Origin of the sequence: Thermopolyspora sp. NPDC052614, from assembly GCF_040678635.1 — a bacterium.
GTDB lineage: Bacteria > Actinomycetota > Actinomycetes > Streptosporangiales > Streptosporangiaceae > Thermopolyspora.
The window spans coordinates 423,383-438,251 of the sequence record NZ_JBFATZ010000001.1 but is presented as its reverse complement, the minus strand read 5'-3'; the positions used below and the strand labels follow the sequence as shown (position 1 = coordinate 438,251).

At 68.3% G+C, this 14,869-nt stretch carries 19 protein-coding genes; 13 read left to right on the top strand and 6 right to left on the bottom strand.

All coding sequences use genetic code 11. The annotated features are described in order from the left end of the window. The first annotated feature begins 17 nt into the window (after window positions 1-17). The 3 genes from AB0K60_RS01805 (at window position 18) to AB0K60_RS01795 (ending at window position 2,228) form a co-directional block, all read left to right on the top strand. Window positions 18-1,064, top strand: a complete 1,047-nt coding sequence (locus AB0K60_RS01805) for an NAD-dependent epimerase/dehydratase family protein (RefSeq protein ID WP_364047459.1) — start codon at window positions 18-20, stop codon at window positions 1,062-1,064. Between the two features lie 445 nt (window positions 1,065-1,509). Then, window positions 1,510-1,722 (top strand): DUF397 domain-containing protein, encoded by a 213-nt coding sequence (locus AB0K60_RS01800; protein ID WP_364047457.1) that lies wholly within the window; start codon window positions 1,510-1,512, stop codon window positions 1,720-1,722. A gap of 86 nt (window positions 1,723-1,808) precedes the next feature. Beyond that, entirely contained in the window at window positions 1,809-2,228 is a 420-nt protein-coding gene (locus tag AB0K60_RS01795; RefSeq protein WP_364047455.1) for a hypothetical protein, read from the top strand. A 56-nt stretch (window positions 2,229-2,284) separates the two neighbouring features. On the opposite strand, the gene AB0K60_RS01790 is transcribed toward AB0K60_RS01795, so the two are convergent. Further along, window positions 2,285-3,199 (bottom strand): bifunctional nuclease domain-containing protein, encoded by a 915-nt coding sequence (locus tag AB0K60_RS01790; protein WP_364047453.1) that lies wholly within the window; start codon window positions 3,197-3,199, stop codon window positions 2,285-2,287. Window positions 3,200-3,699: 500 nt separating this feature from the next. On the opposite strand from AB0K60_RS01790, the gene AB0K60_RS01785 reads away from it, so the two are divergent. Further along, a complete protein-coding gene (locus AB0K60_RS01785) occupies window positions 3,700-4,860 on the top strand; it encodes a glutamate--cysteine ligase (RefSeq protein WP_364047451.1) in 1,161 nt (386 codons plus the stop codon). 193 nt (window positions 4,861-5,053) lie between these two features. After that, entirely contained in the window at window positions 5,054-5,524 is a 471-nt protein-coding gene (locus AB0K60_RS01780) for a molybdopterin-dependent oxidoreductase (protein ID WP_364047449.1), read from the top strand. Here the strand turns inward: AB0K60_RS01780 and AB0K60_RS01775 are convergent. The 3 genes from AB0K60_RS01775 to AB0K60_RS01765 are packed head-to-tail and all read right to left on the bottom strand — an operon-like array spanning window position 5,513 to window position 7,058. Then, window positions 5,513-5,818, bottom strand: coding sequence for a hypothetical protein (locus AB0K60_RS01775; RefSeq protein ID WP_364047448.1), 306 nt, complete (start codon window positions 5,816-5,818; stop codon window positions 5,513-5,515). The genes AB0K60_RS01780 and AB0K60_RS01775 overlap by 12 nt on opposite strands. Window positions 5,819-5,824: 6 nt before the next feature. Further along, entirely contained in the window at window positions 5,825-6,631 is an 807-nt protein-coding gene (modA, locus tag AB0K60_RS01770) for a molybdate ABC transporter substrate-binding protein (RefSeq protein WP_364047446.1), read from the bottom strand. A gap of 13 nt (window positions 6,632-6,644) precedes the next feature. Continuing rightward, window positions 6,645-7,058: a helix-turn-helix transcriptional regulator gene (locus AB0K60_RS01765; RefSeq protein ID WP_364047444.1), complete on the bottom strand. Its 414-nt coding sequence runs from the start codon at window positions 7,056-7,058 to the stop codon at window positions 6,645-6,647. A gap of 110 nt (window positions 7,059-7,168) precedes the next feature. On the opposite strand from AB0K60_RS01765, the gene AB0K60_RS01760 reads away from it, so the two are divergent. From AB0K60_RS01760 to AB0K60_RS01740, 5 genes are all read left to right on the top strand, one after another. Then, entirely contained in the window at window positions 7,169-7,771 is a 603-nt protein-coding gene (locus AB0K60_RS01760; RefSeq protein ID WP_364047442.1) for a molybdopterin-dependent oxidoreductase, read from the top strand. Between the two features lie 76 nt (window positions 7,772-7,847). Then, window positions 7,848-8,048, top strand: coding sequence for a hypothetical protein (locus AB0K60_RS01755; RefSeq protein WP_364047440.1), 201 nt, complete (start codon window positions 7,848-7,850; stop codon window positions 8,046-8,048). Between the two features lie 581 nt (window positions 8,049-8,629). Beyond that, window positions 8,630-10,534: a DUF6571 family protein gene (locus tag AB0K60_RS01750; RefSeq protein WP_364047438.1), complete on the top strand. Its 1,905-nt coding sequence runs from the start codon at window positions 8,630-8,632 to the stop codon at window positions 10,532-10,534. A 314-nt stretch (window positions 10,535-10,848) separates the two neighbouring features. Further along, window positions 10,849-11,124: a hypothetical protein gene (locus AB0K60_RS01745; protein ID WP_364047436.1), complete on the top strand. Its 276-nt coding sequence runs from the start codon at window positions 10,849-10,851 to the stop codon at window positions 11,122-11,124. A gap of 14 nt (window positions 11,125-11,138) precedes the next feature. After that, window positions 11,139-11,432: a hypothetical protein gene (locus AB0K60_RS01740; protein ID WP_364047434.1), complete on the top strand. Its 294-nt coding sequence runs from the start codon at window positions 11,139-11,141 to the stop codon at window positions 11,430-11,432. Window positions 11,433-11,700: 268 nt separating this feature from the next. Here AB0K60_RS01740 and AB0K60_RS01735 read toward each other — a convergent pair whose 3' ends face one another. Beyond that, complete coding sequence (locus tag AB0K60_RS01735) at window positions 11,701-12,324, bottom strand: hypothetical protein (protein ID WP_364047432.1); 624 nt, start codon at window positions 12,322-12,324, stop codon at window positions 11,701-11,703. A 9-nt stretch (window positions 12,325-12,333) separates the two neighbouring features. Next, window positions 12,334-12,891, bottom strand: a complete 558-nt coding sequence (locus AB0K60_RS01730; RefSeq protein WP_364047430.1) for a WHG domain-containing protein — start codon at window positions 12,889-12,891, stop codon at window positions 12,334-12,336. Window positions 12,892-13,630: 739 nt separating this feature from the next. Between AB0K60_RS01730 and AB0K60_RS01725 the strand changes: the two genes are divergently transcribed. Genes AB0K60_RS01725 through AB0K60_RS01715 form a run of 3 tightly spaced genes read left to right on the top strand, consistent with a single transcriptional unit; the run spans window position 13,631 to window position 14,863 of the window. Next, the gene (locus tag AB0K60_RS01725) at window positions 13,631-14,458 is read left to right on the top strand and encodes a helix-turn-helix transcriptional regulator (RefSeq protein WP_364047428.1); all 828 of its coding nucleotides are present in this window, start codon (window positions 13,631-13,633) and stop codon (window positions 14,456-14,458) included. Further along, entirely contained in the window at window positions 14,449-14,640 is a 192-nt protein-coding gene (locus AB0K60_RS01720) for a DUF397 domain-containing protein (protein WP_364047426.1), read from the top strand. Before AB0K60_RS01725 ends, AB0K60_RS01720 begins: the two co-directional genes overlap by 10 nt. A gap of 31 nt (window positions 14,641-14,671) precedes the next feature. Further along, a complete protein-coding gene (locus AB0K60_RS01715) occupies window positions 14,672-14,863 on the top strand; it encodes a DUF397 domain-containing protein (RefSeq protein WP_364047424.1) in 192 nt (63 codons plus the stop codon). Window positions 14,864-14,869 lie beyond the last annotated feature (6 nt).

Here is a 14,869-nt window from a genome sequence, read left to right as displayed (position 1 = left end):
CGCCAACAATGGCGCCCATGAAAGTTCTGGTGATTGGCGGCACGGTTTTCCAGGGACGGGCGATCGTGGCGGAGGCGCTGCGGCGCGGCCACGAGGTCACGACGTTCAACCGGGGCAGGAGCGCGCCGGACGTCGAAGGCGTCGAGGCCGTCCGCGGCGACCGGCAGGCGACGGCCGATCTGGAACGGCTGGTCAACGGCCGGGAGTGGGATTTCGTGGTCGACGTGTGCGGGTTCGTGCCCCGGGTCGTCGCCGAGTCCGCCCGGCTGTTGTCCGGCCGGGCGGCCACGTACGCCTTCGTCTCCAGCATCAGCGCGGTGTCGGGCTACCCGGCGAGCGTGGTCGACGAGAGCTCGCCCCTGTACGAATGCTCCCCCGACGCGGGGCCCGACGACGGGCCCGACGGCGGGGACTACGGCGTCCTGAAGGCGGGCTGCGAGCGTGCCGTCGAGAAGTACTTCGACGGCAACAGGCTGATCGTCGTGCCCGGCCTCATCCTCGGCCCGCACGAGAACGTGGGCCGCCTGCCGACCTGGCTGCGCCGGGTCCACCGCGGCGGCCGGTTCGTCGCCCCCGGCGACCCCGGCCGCCCGCTCCAGCTCATCGACGCCCGCGACATCGCGATCTTCACGCTCGACCAGGCCGAGCGGGGCGTCGACGACCGTTTCCTCCTCACCGGCCCGCCCGGCGGCACCACCTTCGGCGACCTGCTCGCGGACTGCGCCGCCGTCACCGGCTCCACGGCCGAGCCGGTGTGGATGGACGACCAATTCCTGCTCGACCACGGGGTCCAGCCGTGGCTCGAACTGCCGCTGTGGGCCCCCGAGCAGCCCGACTGGACCTTCGTCTGGCAGATCTCCACGGCGAAGGCACAGGCGGCCGGCCTGCGCTGCCGTCCCATCACGGAGACGGTACGGGACACCTGGGCCTGGCTGCGCGACCTCGGCGTGCCCGACAAGCTCATCCGCTACCGCGACACCGTTCCCGAACCCGGTATCGACCCCGGCAAGGAGTCACGCATCCTCGCCGCCTGGGACGCCCGCGCGCGTGAGGGTGGGCGGTGACGGTTGTGGGTGACGGTTGGGAGCGCGTCGCCGTACCACCGGGTGAGGCACCGGGCGGCAACGCCTCCGCCGAGGGCGACGCCATAGCCTCGCTCCGAGCCACGCGGTACGCCTTCAGGTCCGGAGTCGCAGCCTTGGCCTGCCGCCCCTGCCGTCCCGGCTTCGCTTGGGTTCGTTTCGCTCCGGCGGCGTGGCGTTTTCCGATGATGCGCACGCGCCATTGCAGCCGCCAACGGTCGTTTGGGCTGGTCAACCGCCGGTAGACCAGTTGATGCGAATCGCCACATCAGCCTGTGCCGTACGCCGACGATCAGTAACGTCTAGTCACGGAAGGTGAGAACCTTCCGCGAACGGCACCGCGTCGGCTCCACCCACGAGTACGACGCCGGGGGGCGTCGGCCGATCGCGGTGGCGTACGCAAGATCGTTCAACGACAGGAGGCGAAGTGGACCTGTACACGCTCGACCTCGCCGGGGCGCGTTTCCGGCGGTTGTGCGGAGGCAACCAGCAGGAGGACGAGATGGAGTCGTGCGTCGAGCTGGCCGCGATTCCGGGAGAGGCGGACGCGTTCGCCCTGCGCGACAGCAAGAACCCGGCCGCCGGGACGCTCCGGTTCACCGGCGACGAGCTGCGCGCCGCGGGCATGACCACCGTGTAGAAGAACCGCTGGGATAGGAAACCTCTCGGCCGGTGGCCCCTGCCCGCCGGTAACAGGCAGGGGCCACCATCACTGTAGGGAGCGTCATGCACCTGCACTGCTATGTCTGGACGGGGATGGGGGAGGATCTGCGCAACGAGGCCGAACGCCGGATGCCGCCGCCGCCCGCCGATCCGGCGCCGTTCCTCTCCTCCCCGCTTCCGCCGATGCGCACCTGCGACTGGCTCCTCAAGCCGACCCGCCGCATCGACGCCACCCACACCGGCACGGACGGCGCCCTCGACTGGCTGGCCGCGCGATACCGATCGGCCCAGCCGTCGTTCCTGCACCCGGACGCCGAGGCCAGGATCGGCCTGGACTTCCGGCTGGACCTGGCGCGCGACTTTCTCGGCGGCGGCGTCGACGTCCAGTGGGGGTTCTGGCTGACGGGCGGGCGTTTCCTCACCTGCGGCGTCGTCTGCTGCTCGCCGAACAGGCACGCCGACCACCGCTGCCCCGCCCGCTGAACGCCCGGCGGCGTCGCCGTCCCCCGCCGTCTCCGCCGCGTCCTGGCACCGGCAGGTCAGCCGCATGGCGTCAGGGCGGCGTTCCTCAGCCAGATCTGGCCCGGCCCGGTCAGGGTGACACCGAAAATTATCATTGTGGCGTCGAGCGGGACGTCGGCCTCGATGCTGGTGGGGGCCCAGTCGGTCGTGCCGCGCCGAGGCTGCTGGGCGCGCTCCCGGGCGCCGCCGTGAGTCTCGGGAGTCAGGACCGACAGGAACAGGGCGGCACGGTCGACCACGTCGACGGTACGGAGGTCGGCCGCGAGGCGGACGGCCCGGCCGCGGTGGTCGTCGGCCAGGATCACCTGGCGCAGGTCGGCGAACCGGAACGGCGCCCGTACCTGGGCCTTCAGATAGCCGCCGCCGTCGCCGGTGCCGCAGGTGTAGTCCCCCACGTGGTTCTCGCTGAAGTCCGTCAGGAAGCTGCCGCGCAGCTCCCAGCCGCGCAGGCCGTCGGAGAAGTCCAGGTTGCACGGCCGCGGTGAGCGTTCCGCCTTGCGCACGACGCCCGGCAGCGGGATGCCCTTGGCGGTGATCGCGGCATCGACGGCCCGCTCCAGGGATCCGTGGTCGGCCAGGCTGAGGCCGAGCTCGTCCATCAGATCGTCGTCGATCAGCACGGGGCAGCCGTAGTGCCTGGCCATGGCGAGCCCTTCCCCGATGCCGGCCTTGACGACCTGTTCGCCCAGGCGGGTGTCGAGGCGCACCTCGCTGGCGTACGACTGGTCACCGAGCCGGTCGACACGAACGGACTCCACCCGCTGGCCGGTGGAGTCCACCAGCGTGAACACCAGCTTTCCCGGGGCGAGGAGACCGTAGGCGTGCTGATGGCGGAGCCACAACGGGAACATGCGCCCTCCCGCCTCGTCCACCAGGACGACCAGCACCCACATCAGAACATGCCGGACCTCGGCGACGCGTACGTCGACCACCGTGTGCCTCCTCCACGATCGGTTACGGCATGGGGTACGGCCGAGCGTGGCGCCGCGATCACCCGAAGGACGCGCGCTCGCGCCCGGCCCGATGAGCGGTCGCGGAGACCGCGCCGACCCCGGCCACCCACCACCAGAACCCGACCCCAAAGGTAGAGCAAAGCGACTTTTCAGGAGATGCCGGTTTGGGCACAGTGGGGGCGGATGCCCGTCGCGGACGGCCTCCCGTCCGGGTCGGCCCCTGTCCCCGCCAAAGGGCGAGGGCGCGGACGCCCGGAGAGGCGCCGCCTCGCGGGAGGCGTCCAAGCGCCAGGCGCGTTCGCCGGCCATCGGCGTACCGACGGATCGGCGACGCTCCCGCCTCCCTACACATGGGCCTGTACAGCGGCCTGCACACGGGCCTGCAAACAGGCTCGCACACGGGCCTGCACATCGGCCTGTAATCGGCACGGTCGCAACCAGGGTGGCCGGGTGCCACCCTCGACGGCGAGGAGGCGCCCATGCACGACACATGCGGGCACGGTCCGCTCACCGTGGGCGTGGAGGAGGAGTTCCTGCTCGTCGACCGTACGACCGGCCGGGCCGTACCCGCCGCCTCGAAGGTGATGCGCCGGATCAAATCGCCGATCGCCAAGCGGGTGGTGCCGGAGCTGACGCAGTTCCAGATCGAGACCAACAGCGACGTGCACACCGACCTGCGCGAGCTCGCCCGCGACCTGACGGAGCTGCGCACCGCGGTCGCCGACGCCGCCGACGCGGCCGGGGTCGGCCTGATCGCCTGCGGCAACGCCCCGCTGAACCCCCTCGGCGCGATGCCGCCGCTGACCGCCGCGCCCCGCTACCGGACCATGTGCCGCCACTACCGCGCGCTGCTGCACGGCCAAGGCGTCTGCGGCTGCCACGTCCACATCGGCATCCCCGACCGCGAGCAGGCGATCAGGGTGTCCAACCACGCCCGCCCCTGGCTGCCGCTGCTGCAGGCGTTGACGGCCAACTCCCCCATCGCCGAGGGCGCCGACACCGGCTACGCGAGCTGGCGGGCCATCCTGTGGTCGCGCTGGCCCAGCGCCGGCCCGCCGCCGCCGTTCCACTCGGCCGCGCACTACGACGCCCTCGTCGACGCCTTGATCACCTCCGGCGTCATCCTGGACCGTGGCATGGTCTACTGGCTGATCCGGCCCTCCCACCACCTGCCCACCCTGGAGTTCCGCACCGCCGACACCTGCGCGACCGTGCTGGAGACGGTCCTGCTGGCCGCCCTGGTACGCGCGCTGGCCGCCACCGCCCTGGCCAAGGTGCGCGCCGGGCTGCCCGCCCCGGCGCTGGAGCAGACGCTACTGCAAGCGGCCTGCTGGCGCGCGGCCCGCGACGGCCTGGAGGGCGACGCCCTGGATCCGGCCACCGGCCGCCTGATGCCGGCCTGGACCCTGCTCACCCGGTTGACGGACCACCTGCGGCCCGCCCTGCACGCCTACGGCGACCTGGAGACGGTGACCACCGCGCTGACCCGGCTCCGCCGCGACGGCTCGGCGGCGGCCCGCCAGCGTGCCGCCTTCCACCGCCGCGGACGCCTGTCGGACGTGATCTCCCTGCTCCTCCGGCAGACCCGCGCCGACCCCGCCCTCGTACGGCACCGCCCCACCCTGACCCGGCACCCGTGACGACCGGACGGCTCCCCTCCCCCGGCCGTGGCCACGCGAGGACCGGCCCCTCATGCTCATAAACGGCCGAATCGACACATAAATCATCGCATTTGCGATGCATAACCGCTTGACGGACTTGCAGATAAGTGTGACCGTGATCGGTGGTGGACGTCGGCGGACCGGCCGGGTCATCGAGGCAAGGAGGTGCCAGGTGAAGTCAACGTCGATCGAGCCGAGGGCGAGGGATATGGTCGCGCTGACCGGCGAGGTACGCGAGCCCACCTGGCTGACCATGGACACGCTGCGGTCGATGGCGCAACGGGAGACCACGGTGACGTTCGAATGCCGCACCTCGGGGCTGCGCCGCCATCACTTCCGCGGCCCGCTGCTCATCGACGTGCTCCGCGCGGCCGGACCGCTGTTTGACCCGGGAGAGCGCAAGGACCGGCTGCGTTTCATGATCCTGGTACGCGGCCGTGACGGCCATCACGCGGTGGTGTCATGGGGCGAGGTCGACCCGGAGTTCGGCGACATCCCGGCGCTGCTGGCCGTGTCCCTGGACCACCGGGACCTCGACGAGCAGGGACCTCACCTGGTGATGCCGGGCGATCGATGCGGCGGCCGGCACATCAGCCAGGTCACCGACATCAAAGTCTGCGCGGACGACCCGCTATGGGGCTGAGCACTCGCAGGCCGACTCCGCGGGACCGACCCAGTGCAGTGCGATGTACGGCTCGGCCCGCCCGAAGTAGCGCACCCGTTCGCCCGTGATGCGATAGCCCGCGTGCCGTACGGGCTCGTCCGGCGAACGGCGCGGCACGGGCACGCCCAGCACGCCGACGTCCTGCTCGACGTGGACGAGCAGGCCGTGGCAGGGCCCGCCGAGACAGATGGCGTCGCGGTCGTGGCGGCCGAGTCCTCCGGATCCGCCGGGCGGATCCGGAGGACCAACCTGCGCAGCGGCAGAATCGGCCATGGGCGATCAGGGCGTCTCGAAGCCGGCCTTGCTGAGCACGTCCTTGCCCTGCTGCGACAGCACCAGGTCCACGAACTGCTTGGCCAGGTCACCGGCGGGGGCCTTGGCGAGGGTGGCGATCGGATAGTCGTTGATGGCCTGGTCGGCCTCGGGGAAGGAAATGCCGGTCACCTTGCCCTGTGAGGCGATCACGTCGGTCTTGTAGACCAGCGCCGCGTCCACCTCGCCCAACTCGACCTTGGTGAGGGTGGCCTTGACGTCCTGCTCCAGCGTGACCGGGGTGATCTTGAGCCCGGCCGCGTCGAGCGCCTTGATCGCGGCGGCCCCGCACGGCACCTGCTCGGCGCACAGCGCCACCTTCACCTTGGGATCGGTCAGGTCCTTGAGGTTCTCGACCTTGGCCGGGTTGTCCTTGGGCACGGCGATCTGCAGCTTGTTGCGTACGAACGTGGTCGGCGAGGTGGCCAGCGACGCGTCCGTCACGGTCTTCATCGTGGCCGGGCTCGCCGCCGCGAACACGTCCGCCGGAGCCCCCTGGACGATCTGCTGGGCCAGCGCGGCGCTGGATCCGAAGTTCAACTTCACCGTCGTACCGGGGTGCGCGGCCTCGAAGGACTTCCCGAGCTCGGTGAACGTCTCGGTGAGCGAGGCCGCCGCGAACACGGTCACCTCTTTGGCCCCGCCACCGGCGGCCGAGGCCGACGACGCCGGGGCCGACGACGTGCCCGAGCCGCCGGAACCGCAAGCGGACAGACCCGCCAGCGCGAGCGCGACGGGCAACGCTAAGACCCATCGGGGAAGACGCCTGAACATCAAAGGGGGCTCCTCACAAGTGACTGGTCACATGCTCGTGACCGGGTATCTGCACGACGACGTTGGTGGCCTTGACCACGGCGACCGCCACCACCCCCACCTCCAGGCCGAGCTCGTCGGCGGCCTGCCGGCTCATCAGCGACACCACCCGGAACGGCCCCGCGGTGATCTCCACCTGCGCCATCACCGCGTCGCGGATGAGCTCGGTGACGATCCCGCGGAAGCGGTTACGCGCCGAGGAGCGAACCTCGCCCCCGGCCTCCTCGACCTGCGCACGGGCGAACATGGCCAAATCAACGCCGTTGATGCGCCGATGGCCGTACTCATCCCGCTCCGCCCCCAGCCGACCGGCGTCCACCCAGCGGCGGACGGTGTCGGGGCTGACCCCGAGCAGCCCCGCGGCCTCGCTGATCCGAAACGTCGTCACAAGCCCTCACCATACATGCCGCAGATGCAAGCATGAATACCCAGATTTCGTTGCACTAGCGGCTTGATCTATGGTTATCGCATCGCATCCACGAGATAGGAGCGTACTCGATGAGTGTCGGTACCCCCCGCCGCCGGGCCGCCTCGTTCGCACTGGCCACGGCCCTGCTGACAGCCCTGACGCCCGCCACCGCCGCAACGGCCACCGCCGCCACGATCACCTCCGGCGCCACCGTTGTCGGCTCTGTTGTCGGCACTGTTGCGGGCCCTGCCGTCGGCCCGGTCAAGGTACGCGGCGAGGTCGCCCACCCGCGCTCGTTCACCTTCGCCCGGCTGCGCAGCCTGCCCCAGCACACCGTCCGCGTGCGCTACCAGACCTCCCACGGCCCCGAGCGGCACACCTTCACCGGCCCGCTGCTGGCCGACGTCCTGGCCCTGACCAAGCCCCGCATCGACCCCGACGTCAAGAACGCGCAACTGCGCCTGGTCGTCACCGCCGTCGGCTCCGACGGCTACCGCGCCACCGTCGCCTGGGCCGAGATCGACCCGGCCTTCTCCGGCAAGAAGGTCCTGCTCGCCGTCGCCCAGGACGGCAAGAAGCTCGACAAGCAGGGGCCACGCCTGGTCGTCCCCGGCGACGTCAAGGGCGGCCGCTACGTCAGCGGCGTCGTCCGCCTCCACGTCGGCAACACCGACGCCCTGGACCCCTCCTGACCGGCTTCCCCGGCCGCCTTCCCGCGCGGCCGCGACACCCCGCCCCGGCCGGAGCGGGCCGGCGGAGGGGCCTCCCATGTCACGACGCGTCCTGCGGTGGACCGGCGCGGCACTGGCCGTCGGCTCCGCCATCGCCATGACCGCGTACTCGCTGACCGTCGGCGCCGAGCACGCCGACCCGCTCGTCCGCGCGCTCGGCGCCTTCACGGGTCTGGCCGGGCTCGCCCTCGTCGCCGCCACCGCCGACCGGCACGACCGCCGCGACGGCGGCTCCTGAGCCGGAATCCGGCCGGGGCGGATCCCCATCCCGCCCCGGCCGGCATTACGGACGCCATCGGAATAGCCGTACGGGGTGGACCGATACCAATCGAAATTGCCGACCTTTATCAGACTTCACCCCTGATCGTCCCTGCTACCAGCGACGCGGCAGAGCACCCGCCCTGCGCCATATCACCCGAATTCACCGGGCCGATCGACCCGCCTTTGCACGCCGGCGCCGCCCACAAAACACCGGATTCGACCTCGGACAGCGCTCGCCATGCCCAAGATGACCAAAGAATGCCATCAAGCGGTTGGATCAAGATAATGTGACCCCATACGCATCCGTGTGCAGCCGACAGAGCCGGAGACCTGATGGGACATCCGTCTCCCGAGCCATCGCCACACCCGCACCCCACCGCGGGCTCGCCGCCACACCACCAAAGCACCGTCCCTTCGACGGCTCACCCTCTGCCCAAACCGTCACCGCAACCGCAACCCAACCCGGTGTCCCTGTCCACGACCACCGGACGCCGATCGGGACACCCCACCGGCGGCGCAGCCCCAAACCCCCACCCCACCGTGACCATCCATGCAACGGTGGACTGGGACTTCTCCGGCATCGACCCGGCGCAACTGGACGACTTCGAAAAGGCCCTGGCCCGCGCGGAGGACACCCTCGGCACCAACGAACTGCAGATCCGCCGCGCCCTGGACAAACTCGACCTGGACACCTCGGGCCTGACCGCGCTGCGCGAAACCCGCAACTGGATCAGCACCAAGCGCCCCGAACTGCGCCGCCGCAACCAGACCATCCAGGCCGTCCGCGAGAGCTGGAGCCCCGGCTCCGCCCCCGCCACCGGCCTGACCCCCTTCGACGAGGCCCTGTACAACAAGGCCGTCAACAACCCCGACGCCTACGCCGCCGCCCTCGCCCTCACCCAGGCCGCCCAGACCGGAAAACTCGACCAGAACACACTGGCCCAGCTGGAAAAACGCACCGGCGACGCGGACTTCGCCACTGCGTTGATGTACGCCATGGGCGCCACCCGGTTCCGCGAACTGCTCACCAAGACCGGGGAATCCACCGACCGCGCCACCGCCCAGCGCCTCCAGACCGCCCTGGGCAAGACACTGGCGGCGGCCAGCCCACGCCTGACCACCACGTGGCGCTCGGAGCTCACGGCCAACGGCTCCGCAGGCCAGCACTACTGGCTCTCCCGCGCCCTCATGCACGGCACCTACGACGCCGACTTCCTGGTGGACGTCGCCAGAAAGATAGAGGCCGCAAACCGCGTCCCGGTCCTGGACCCCCTACCCGGCGTCCTGACCGCCCTGTCCCGCGTCCCCGAGGCGGCCCAAGACTTCTTCGTCAAAGACCCCGAGGTCCTGAAACGCCTGCTCAACGAACGAAGAATGTTCGATGACGGTAAGGCCCTGAGCGCAGCCCTGCTGACCGCCACCACGACATTCCGCGACCACGACGGCTCAGCACAGAACCCGTCACGGGGCTACCTGTCGGCCAAGCTGGCGTCAGAGCTCATACACCTGGAAGCGAAGCGGCTCAAGGATGGAGAAGCGCTCAGCGTCACGCCCAATACTATGAGTCGCATCCTCGCCACCTATATCGTGGATGTGAATCGTGTCGCGAATTCCGACTCCGACTGGAGGGTCGGTGTCGCGGGAGAGGATCACCCGGGCCTTCCAGGACGAGAGCCTTGGGGTGCCAGATTGTACCGTCAGGACCTCAAAACACTCATGGCGGAGGTCTTCAAAGAAGACCCGAAGGGATTCGCCCTGGTGGCGGGCACTCAAACCATATGGGCCAGCAAGCTACTCGACGCCAGCGCTGCTCGAATGGCAGCCGGCAAAGGAAGCGAACACTTCTACGATGCGGCACACGGAATTGCAGCGGGGTTCGGTTTTATCACCGACGCCGCCGGTCTGGCCCGCATCGAGCAGGGACAAGAGTTAGACGAAGCGCAGGAGCGCAATGCGAAGGTCTTGGCGGCCTTGGTCAACACCGGTCTTGCCATCCCCCAGCACGCGGGTTGGCCGATCGCCGCGGGCGTTGTCAGCGCATGGACTGGCATCTTCGAGGAGGCCTTCAAGGGAGTAGAAGCAAAGAAGGCGACTACGGACGCGAACACGCGAGCGAATGAAACGCATTTCCTTGTAGAGCAACTCGCCGCACAGGCGATGCTCAAGCGCGGCTTATTCGGACAGGCCGAACCACCTGATAAGCACCATCCCTGGGCATCACTCAGCGACCTACCCCCAGGTAGTGATCCTCGCAAAGCGCCCAACAACTTCCTGAAGGAGGACGGTAAGACCTTGATGACACGAGAGGAGATGCTGGCCACCAAAGACGCCGACGGCAACCCTGTCGCCTATGACGCGTACCGCAAGTGGATCTATGACGGACCAGCCGGAAAAGAATGGTCAACCGTGCGATCACAGATAGACTCCGCCTTCCTCAAGGGGTTCAATAGATATCAACAATGAAGATAACTAGAGCATTCGCGGCCCTAACGGCAGCAGCCTGCGTCCTGGCATCGGCCTCTGGCTGCAGCGAGTCACCAGCGGCGGTCGACACCACCCCTTTGCCCTCCGTTGCCGCTGCCCCCTATATCTGCGGACACATTCCCTTGGATGCAGTGCAACGAATAACCGGGGTCCAAACCCCGTTGACTCAGGGAAATTTCGACTTGGCTGCAGCAAATGGATACGGCGATGGATGGTGCGGTGCCTACGAGCCAACCGGGGACCGACACAAGATACTGGAAGTCGTACTAAGGGCACACGGCACCCCCGGACGGGTGAAGGAAGAACTCGACCAGGGCGCGAAGCGCCTGCCCGCCATCATGCCAGGTGGGGACGGATATTACGCAGCGAAGGAGTTCGACGACAAGCACGCAAGCGCAGTAGCCGTCCTGATTCGCGATAAGGCGATGCTCGTCGTGGACATCATACAAGGTGCCAATGGGCGCGACCACGAGGCGGACGCAGTGGCATTGATGAAGTTGATTGCGCCAAGGCTGATGACCGATAAGAGCGCGCCCACCCCCTCCCCCACAGCAGAGAAAGGGGCCTGAGCAGGATGGCGCAGATGGTGCCCAATCCACTGCATCTGGCGCTACAGAACACTCTGCGTCTGGTGGAGCCGCTTGTGCAGGCGGTGGACGCAGACCTGGGCCGGCCGGTCGAGAAGTTCCACTCGGGCAAGGTGTGGACCGGTCCGGCCGCCAAGCTCTTCGACGAGCAGCTCGCCCAGTTCCGCTCCCGCGTCCGGGCCTCGGGGGACCGCATCCTCTCCGATCTCCATCAAGCGCTTGCCCGAACCCCCCAGCAGGTGACCGAGGAGGAGGCCACAACCATCAGATCCCGGTACGACTTGCCCTGATCGAGCCTCGCCTCGCATTCGTGGGCGGCGATGCCGCAGACCGGTTGAGTTCGGAGGCATGGCTCGTCACCGCCGCCGTCGTCGCCTTCTGCGCACCGGCCCGCCGCCCTCGAACGCCACCTTCTTCTCCGGGGGCGTCCTTCTTCGAGGCGCCGGGGGTTGTCTTCCGCCTCTGCGGTGACGGTGGGCGGCGAGGGTCGCCGGTGCGTGGACGACCCGCCGCCCGGCAGCAGGCACGATTCTCACCAATTGCGTTGGTTGCCCCTCCTTAAGCACTGCTCAACCGAGAGCGAGAGGTGCGGGCCCGCCAAAGGGAGACCGCGAGCCACCCGCATCCGGCGGCCATGAGTACGCCGTGCGCGATTCGCCCCGCCTCGCCGACGAAGAACTGCGGGAGGAACAGGGCGAAGCCGATGCCGAAGGGCACCGCGCTGAAGGGAGGCAGTACGTGCGAGCGCCAGATCGCGACGGCGGCGGCCAGTGCGCCGATGCTCAGCAGGATCAGCCCGATGAGGAACGTGGTGGCCGCCGCCGGGTGGAAGCGGATGCTGTCGGAGAGGCCGACCAGGTCCAGTCGTTGTCCGTCGCTCACCTTGACGGCGAGGGTGTTCAGCGCGAAGTCCTCCGCGCCGTAGTAGGGCAGGGTCAGCCCCGCGCCGATCCACATGATGACGGCGGCGGTCCGGTTGATCGGCAGCAGCGCCAGGGGGACGAGGATGAACCCGATCATCGCGAACAGGTGGGTCGCCACCCACCATGGCGAGGACATCGCGTACAGGGCGCCCTCGGCCGTGGACTCGTCCGCCCACGGGCGAAGCGCCGGATAGAGGAAGAACAGCACGCCGGCCGCGGTCAAAGCGGCGGCGGCGAGCCGGGTGTGGGTGAGGGGCATGGCGATCTCCTATAGCGGGGGGAGGGTGGCGAGGAACATCCGGATCAGGCGCTCGTAGGTCTCGTCGAGGTCCTGTGGCAGGCCGAAGCCTCCCGCCGCCTCCAGGGACGCGAATCCGTGCACGATCACCCTGGCGGCCCGGAGCGCGTGGATCGATTCGTTCTCGTCGAGCCGCCAGGGGTGCAGCGCGGCCTGCATGACCTGGAGCATGCGGTACCCGGAGGCGGCGTATTCCTGCTGGTGCAGGGGATCGACGGGGACGGCCGCGTAGCGGGCGGGGTGTGCTTTCACGTAGGCGCGGTAGGCCCGCATGACGGCGGTTATGGCGTCGGTGCCGCTGCGGCCGAGCACGGCGGCCGTGAAGGCGTCGGTCATCTCCTCCAGTACGCGGATGCCGACCAGAGTGCGCAGCTCCGCGATGTTGCTCACGTGCTTGTAGAGGGACGGGGCCGCGACGCCGCAATGCTCGGCGACGGCGGCGAGGGTCAGCGCCGGAAGGCCGTGCTTGTCGACGAGTTCGATGGCGGCATCGACGACCCGGCTGCGGGTGAGCCCGGCCCTAGCCATGGCCGGCGTCCCCGCTCCTGTGGCTACGCTGCATAGCTTGAAAGCTAATCGACATAGCCAATAGATGTCAATCGGTACGCCCCGCGGCCTGATCGTCAGGCGAACCGGGCTGCGAGCGCTGGACGCGCCGGCGACTCCCGTAGTGGGACACCAACCACCTCCGCACCCGTGTGTGTGGGGCATTTACGGCAGTTTCGTCCGCCCGTTCAACACGTAACCTGAGACACCGGACGCCACGGCGGCCACCGCAATATGGCGCAATCAGCGCCGGAGCCGCAGTGACCCTTCAGCGTCGCCGAACCGGCACTCGGCGGGGCGGTTCAAGGGCGTTCAGGCCCGGCGGATCGGCTGTGCCGCGACGCCTCCGGCCGTCATCCGCGTCGTCCACGCGCGAGATGTCGGCCATGAGCACAACGGAACTCGATGATCGAGTGGGTTGCGGCGGGCTCGGCGTCGATCGAAGGCGTAGGGGTACGCCAGGCGGACCACGACGCGGCCGAAGGCAGCGTCTGTCCAGATTTTAGAGATTGAGCAGAGGAGTCCCACTTGCCATTGATTTGTTGTTGTTGAGGCCAGGATGGCGATGGAGTATCTGGTATGCGACTGGAATATTTTGGGATGGGTGAAAGAGTTTTTATTCTTGAGTGACGTTGACGGGTGGTGATTAATATGATGCGCGAGCGGGAGCAGCGACGGATGGGAAGATGGTCTCTTTTGGGGGGATTGGGGAGTGAATGGGATGAACGTGGTGCCGTCCCTGGATCCTGGGTCGCCTCGGGTGCGGTTCGGGATGGAGATGCGGCGACTGCGGGAGATGGCTGAATTGTCGCAGGCCGCTGTGGCGGCGCGTCTCGGGTGTACGCAGACTCAGGTGAGCCGGCTGGAAAAAGCCACCCGGACACCGTCACGCTCGGACGCTGAGAAGCTGGACAAGCTCTTTGGCACGACCAACGGCATCTCTTTCGTCCGGCTGCATGAGCGGATCCTTATGCGCCCCGGCAGCCCGTCCTGGTTTCAAGATTGGGCCGAGGAGGTCGAACCCACCGCTACCGTCCTGCGCTCCTGGGACCCGCTCCTTATCCCTGGCCTCCTGCAGACCGAGGCATACGCACGGCACATCTTCAGCCAGGGACTACAGGGCACGCCCGAGCAGGTGGAAGCGAGCGTCGAGGCCCGTATATCCCGCCGACGAATTCTTGATCGGGAGAACCCGCCAAACGTTCTGGTGTTGATCGATCAGGGTGTACTTCACCGCCGGATCGGGAGCAATGAGATCATGCGGGAGCAGCTCGGCCATCTGCTGGAGATGACACAGCGACCCACCGTCTTCGTCCAGATCGTCGACCCGGAGTGCGTCGCAGGTCTGGCGGGCAACTTCGCGATGGCCGAGTTCCCGGACGGCCAACCGAACGTCGTGCAGGCGGACTCCCCAACACAGGGATATATCACTGCCGACTATGACATTGTTACCTCAGTATGGCAGCGGTATGAGGCGATACGACGCTGGGCATATCCTGAGCGGGTATCCCTTCAGATGATCGAGAAAGCGAGACGCGAATGGACCTAAACACCGCCGTTTGGCGGAAATCATCACGCTCTTCGGACAACGGCGGCCTCTGCGTTGAGGTTGCCACCAATCTGCCTGGTGTCGTCGCGGTCCGCGACAGCAAGAACCCCAACGGCCCCACGCTCCTCTTCAGCCCTACTGAGTGGCGCACGTTCATCGGCGAACTCAAAGCTCACCTCTAGCTCAAAGCTCACCTTAGGAGGCGGGGGCCGTATGGACCTGAACACCGCTGTTTGGCGGAGATCATCGCGATCTTCGGACAACGGCGGCCTCTGCGTCGAGGTTGCCACCAATCTGCCCGGTGTCGTCGCGGTCCGCGACAGCAAGAACCCCAACGGCCCCACGCTCCTCTTCAGCCCTACTGAGTGGCGCACGTTCATCAGCGAACTCAAAGCTCACCTCTAGGAGGCG

Excerpts from the sequence above, each read along its gene's own strand:
- AB0K60_RS01730 (WP_364047430.1), bottom strand. The coding sequence starts at position 12,891 with ATGGCTAGGGCCGGGCTCACCCGCAGCCGGGTCGTCGATGCCGCCATC.
- AB0K60_RS01805 (WP_364047459.1), top strand. The coding sequence starts at position 18 with ATGAAAGTTCTGGTGATTGGCGGCACGGTTTTCCAGGGACGGGCGATC.
- AB0K60_RS01755 (WP_364047440.1), top strand. The coding sequence starts at position 7,848 with ATGTCACGACGCGTCCTGCGGTGGACCGGCGCGGCACTGGCCGTCGGC.
- AB0K60_RS01740 (WP_364047434.1), top strand. The coding sequence starts at position 11,139 with ATGGTGCCCAATCCACTGCATCTGGCGCTACAGAACACTCTGCGTCTG.
- AB0K60_RS01735 (WP_364047432.1), bottom strand. The coding sequence starts at position 12,324 with ATGCCCCTCACCCACACCCGGCTCGCCGCCGCCGCTTTGACCGCGGCC.
- AB0K60_RS01715 (WP_364047424.1), top strand. The coding sequence starts at position 14,672 with ATGGACCTGAACACCGCTGTTTGGCGGAGATCATCGCGATCTTCGGAC.
- AB0K60_RS01725 (WP_364047428.1), top strand. The coding sequence starts at position 13,631 with ATGAACGTGGTGCCGTCCCTGGATCCTGGGTCGCCTCGGGTGCGGTTC.
- AB0K60_RS01720 (WP_364047426.1), top strand. The coding sequence starts at position 14,449 with ATGGACCTAAACACCGCCGTTTGGCGGAAATCATCACGCTCTTCGGAC.
- AB0K60_RS01760 (WP_364047442.1), top strand. The coding sequence starts at position 7,169 with ATGAGTGTCGGTACCCCCCGCCGCCGGGCCGCCTCGTTCGCACTGGCC.
- AB0K60_RS01785 (WP_364047451.1), top strand. The coding sequence starts at position 3,700 with ATGCACGACACATGCGGGCACGGTCCGCTCACCGTGGGCGTGGAGGAG.
- AB0K60_RS01775 (WP_364047448.1), bottom strand. The coding sequence starts at position 5,818 with ATGGCCGATTCTGCCGCTGCGCAGGTTGGTCCTCCGGATCCGCCCGGC.
- modA (WP_364047446.1), bottom strand. The coding sequence starts at position 6,631 with ATGTTCAGGCGTCTTCCCCGATGGGTCTTAGCGTTGCCCGTCGCGCTC.
- AB0K60_RS01795 (WP_364047455.1), top strand. The coding sequence starts at position 1,809 with ATGCACCTGCACTGCTATGTCTGGACGGGGATGGGGGAGGATCTGCGC.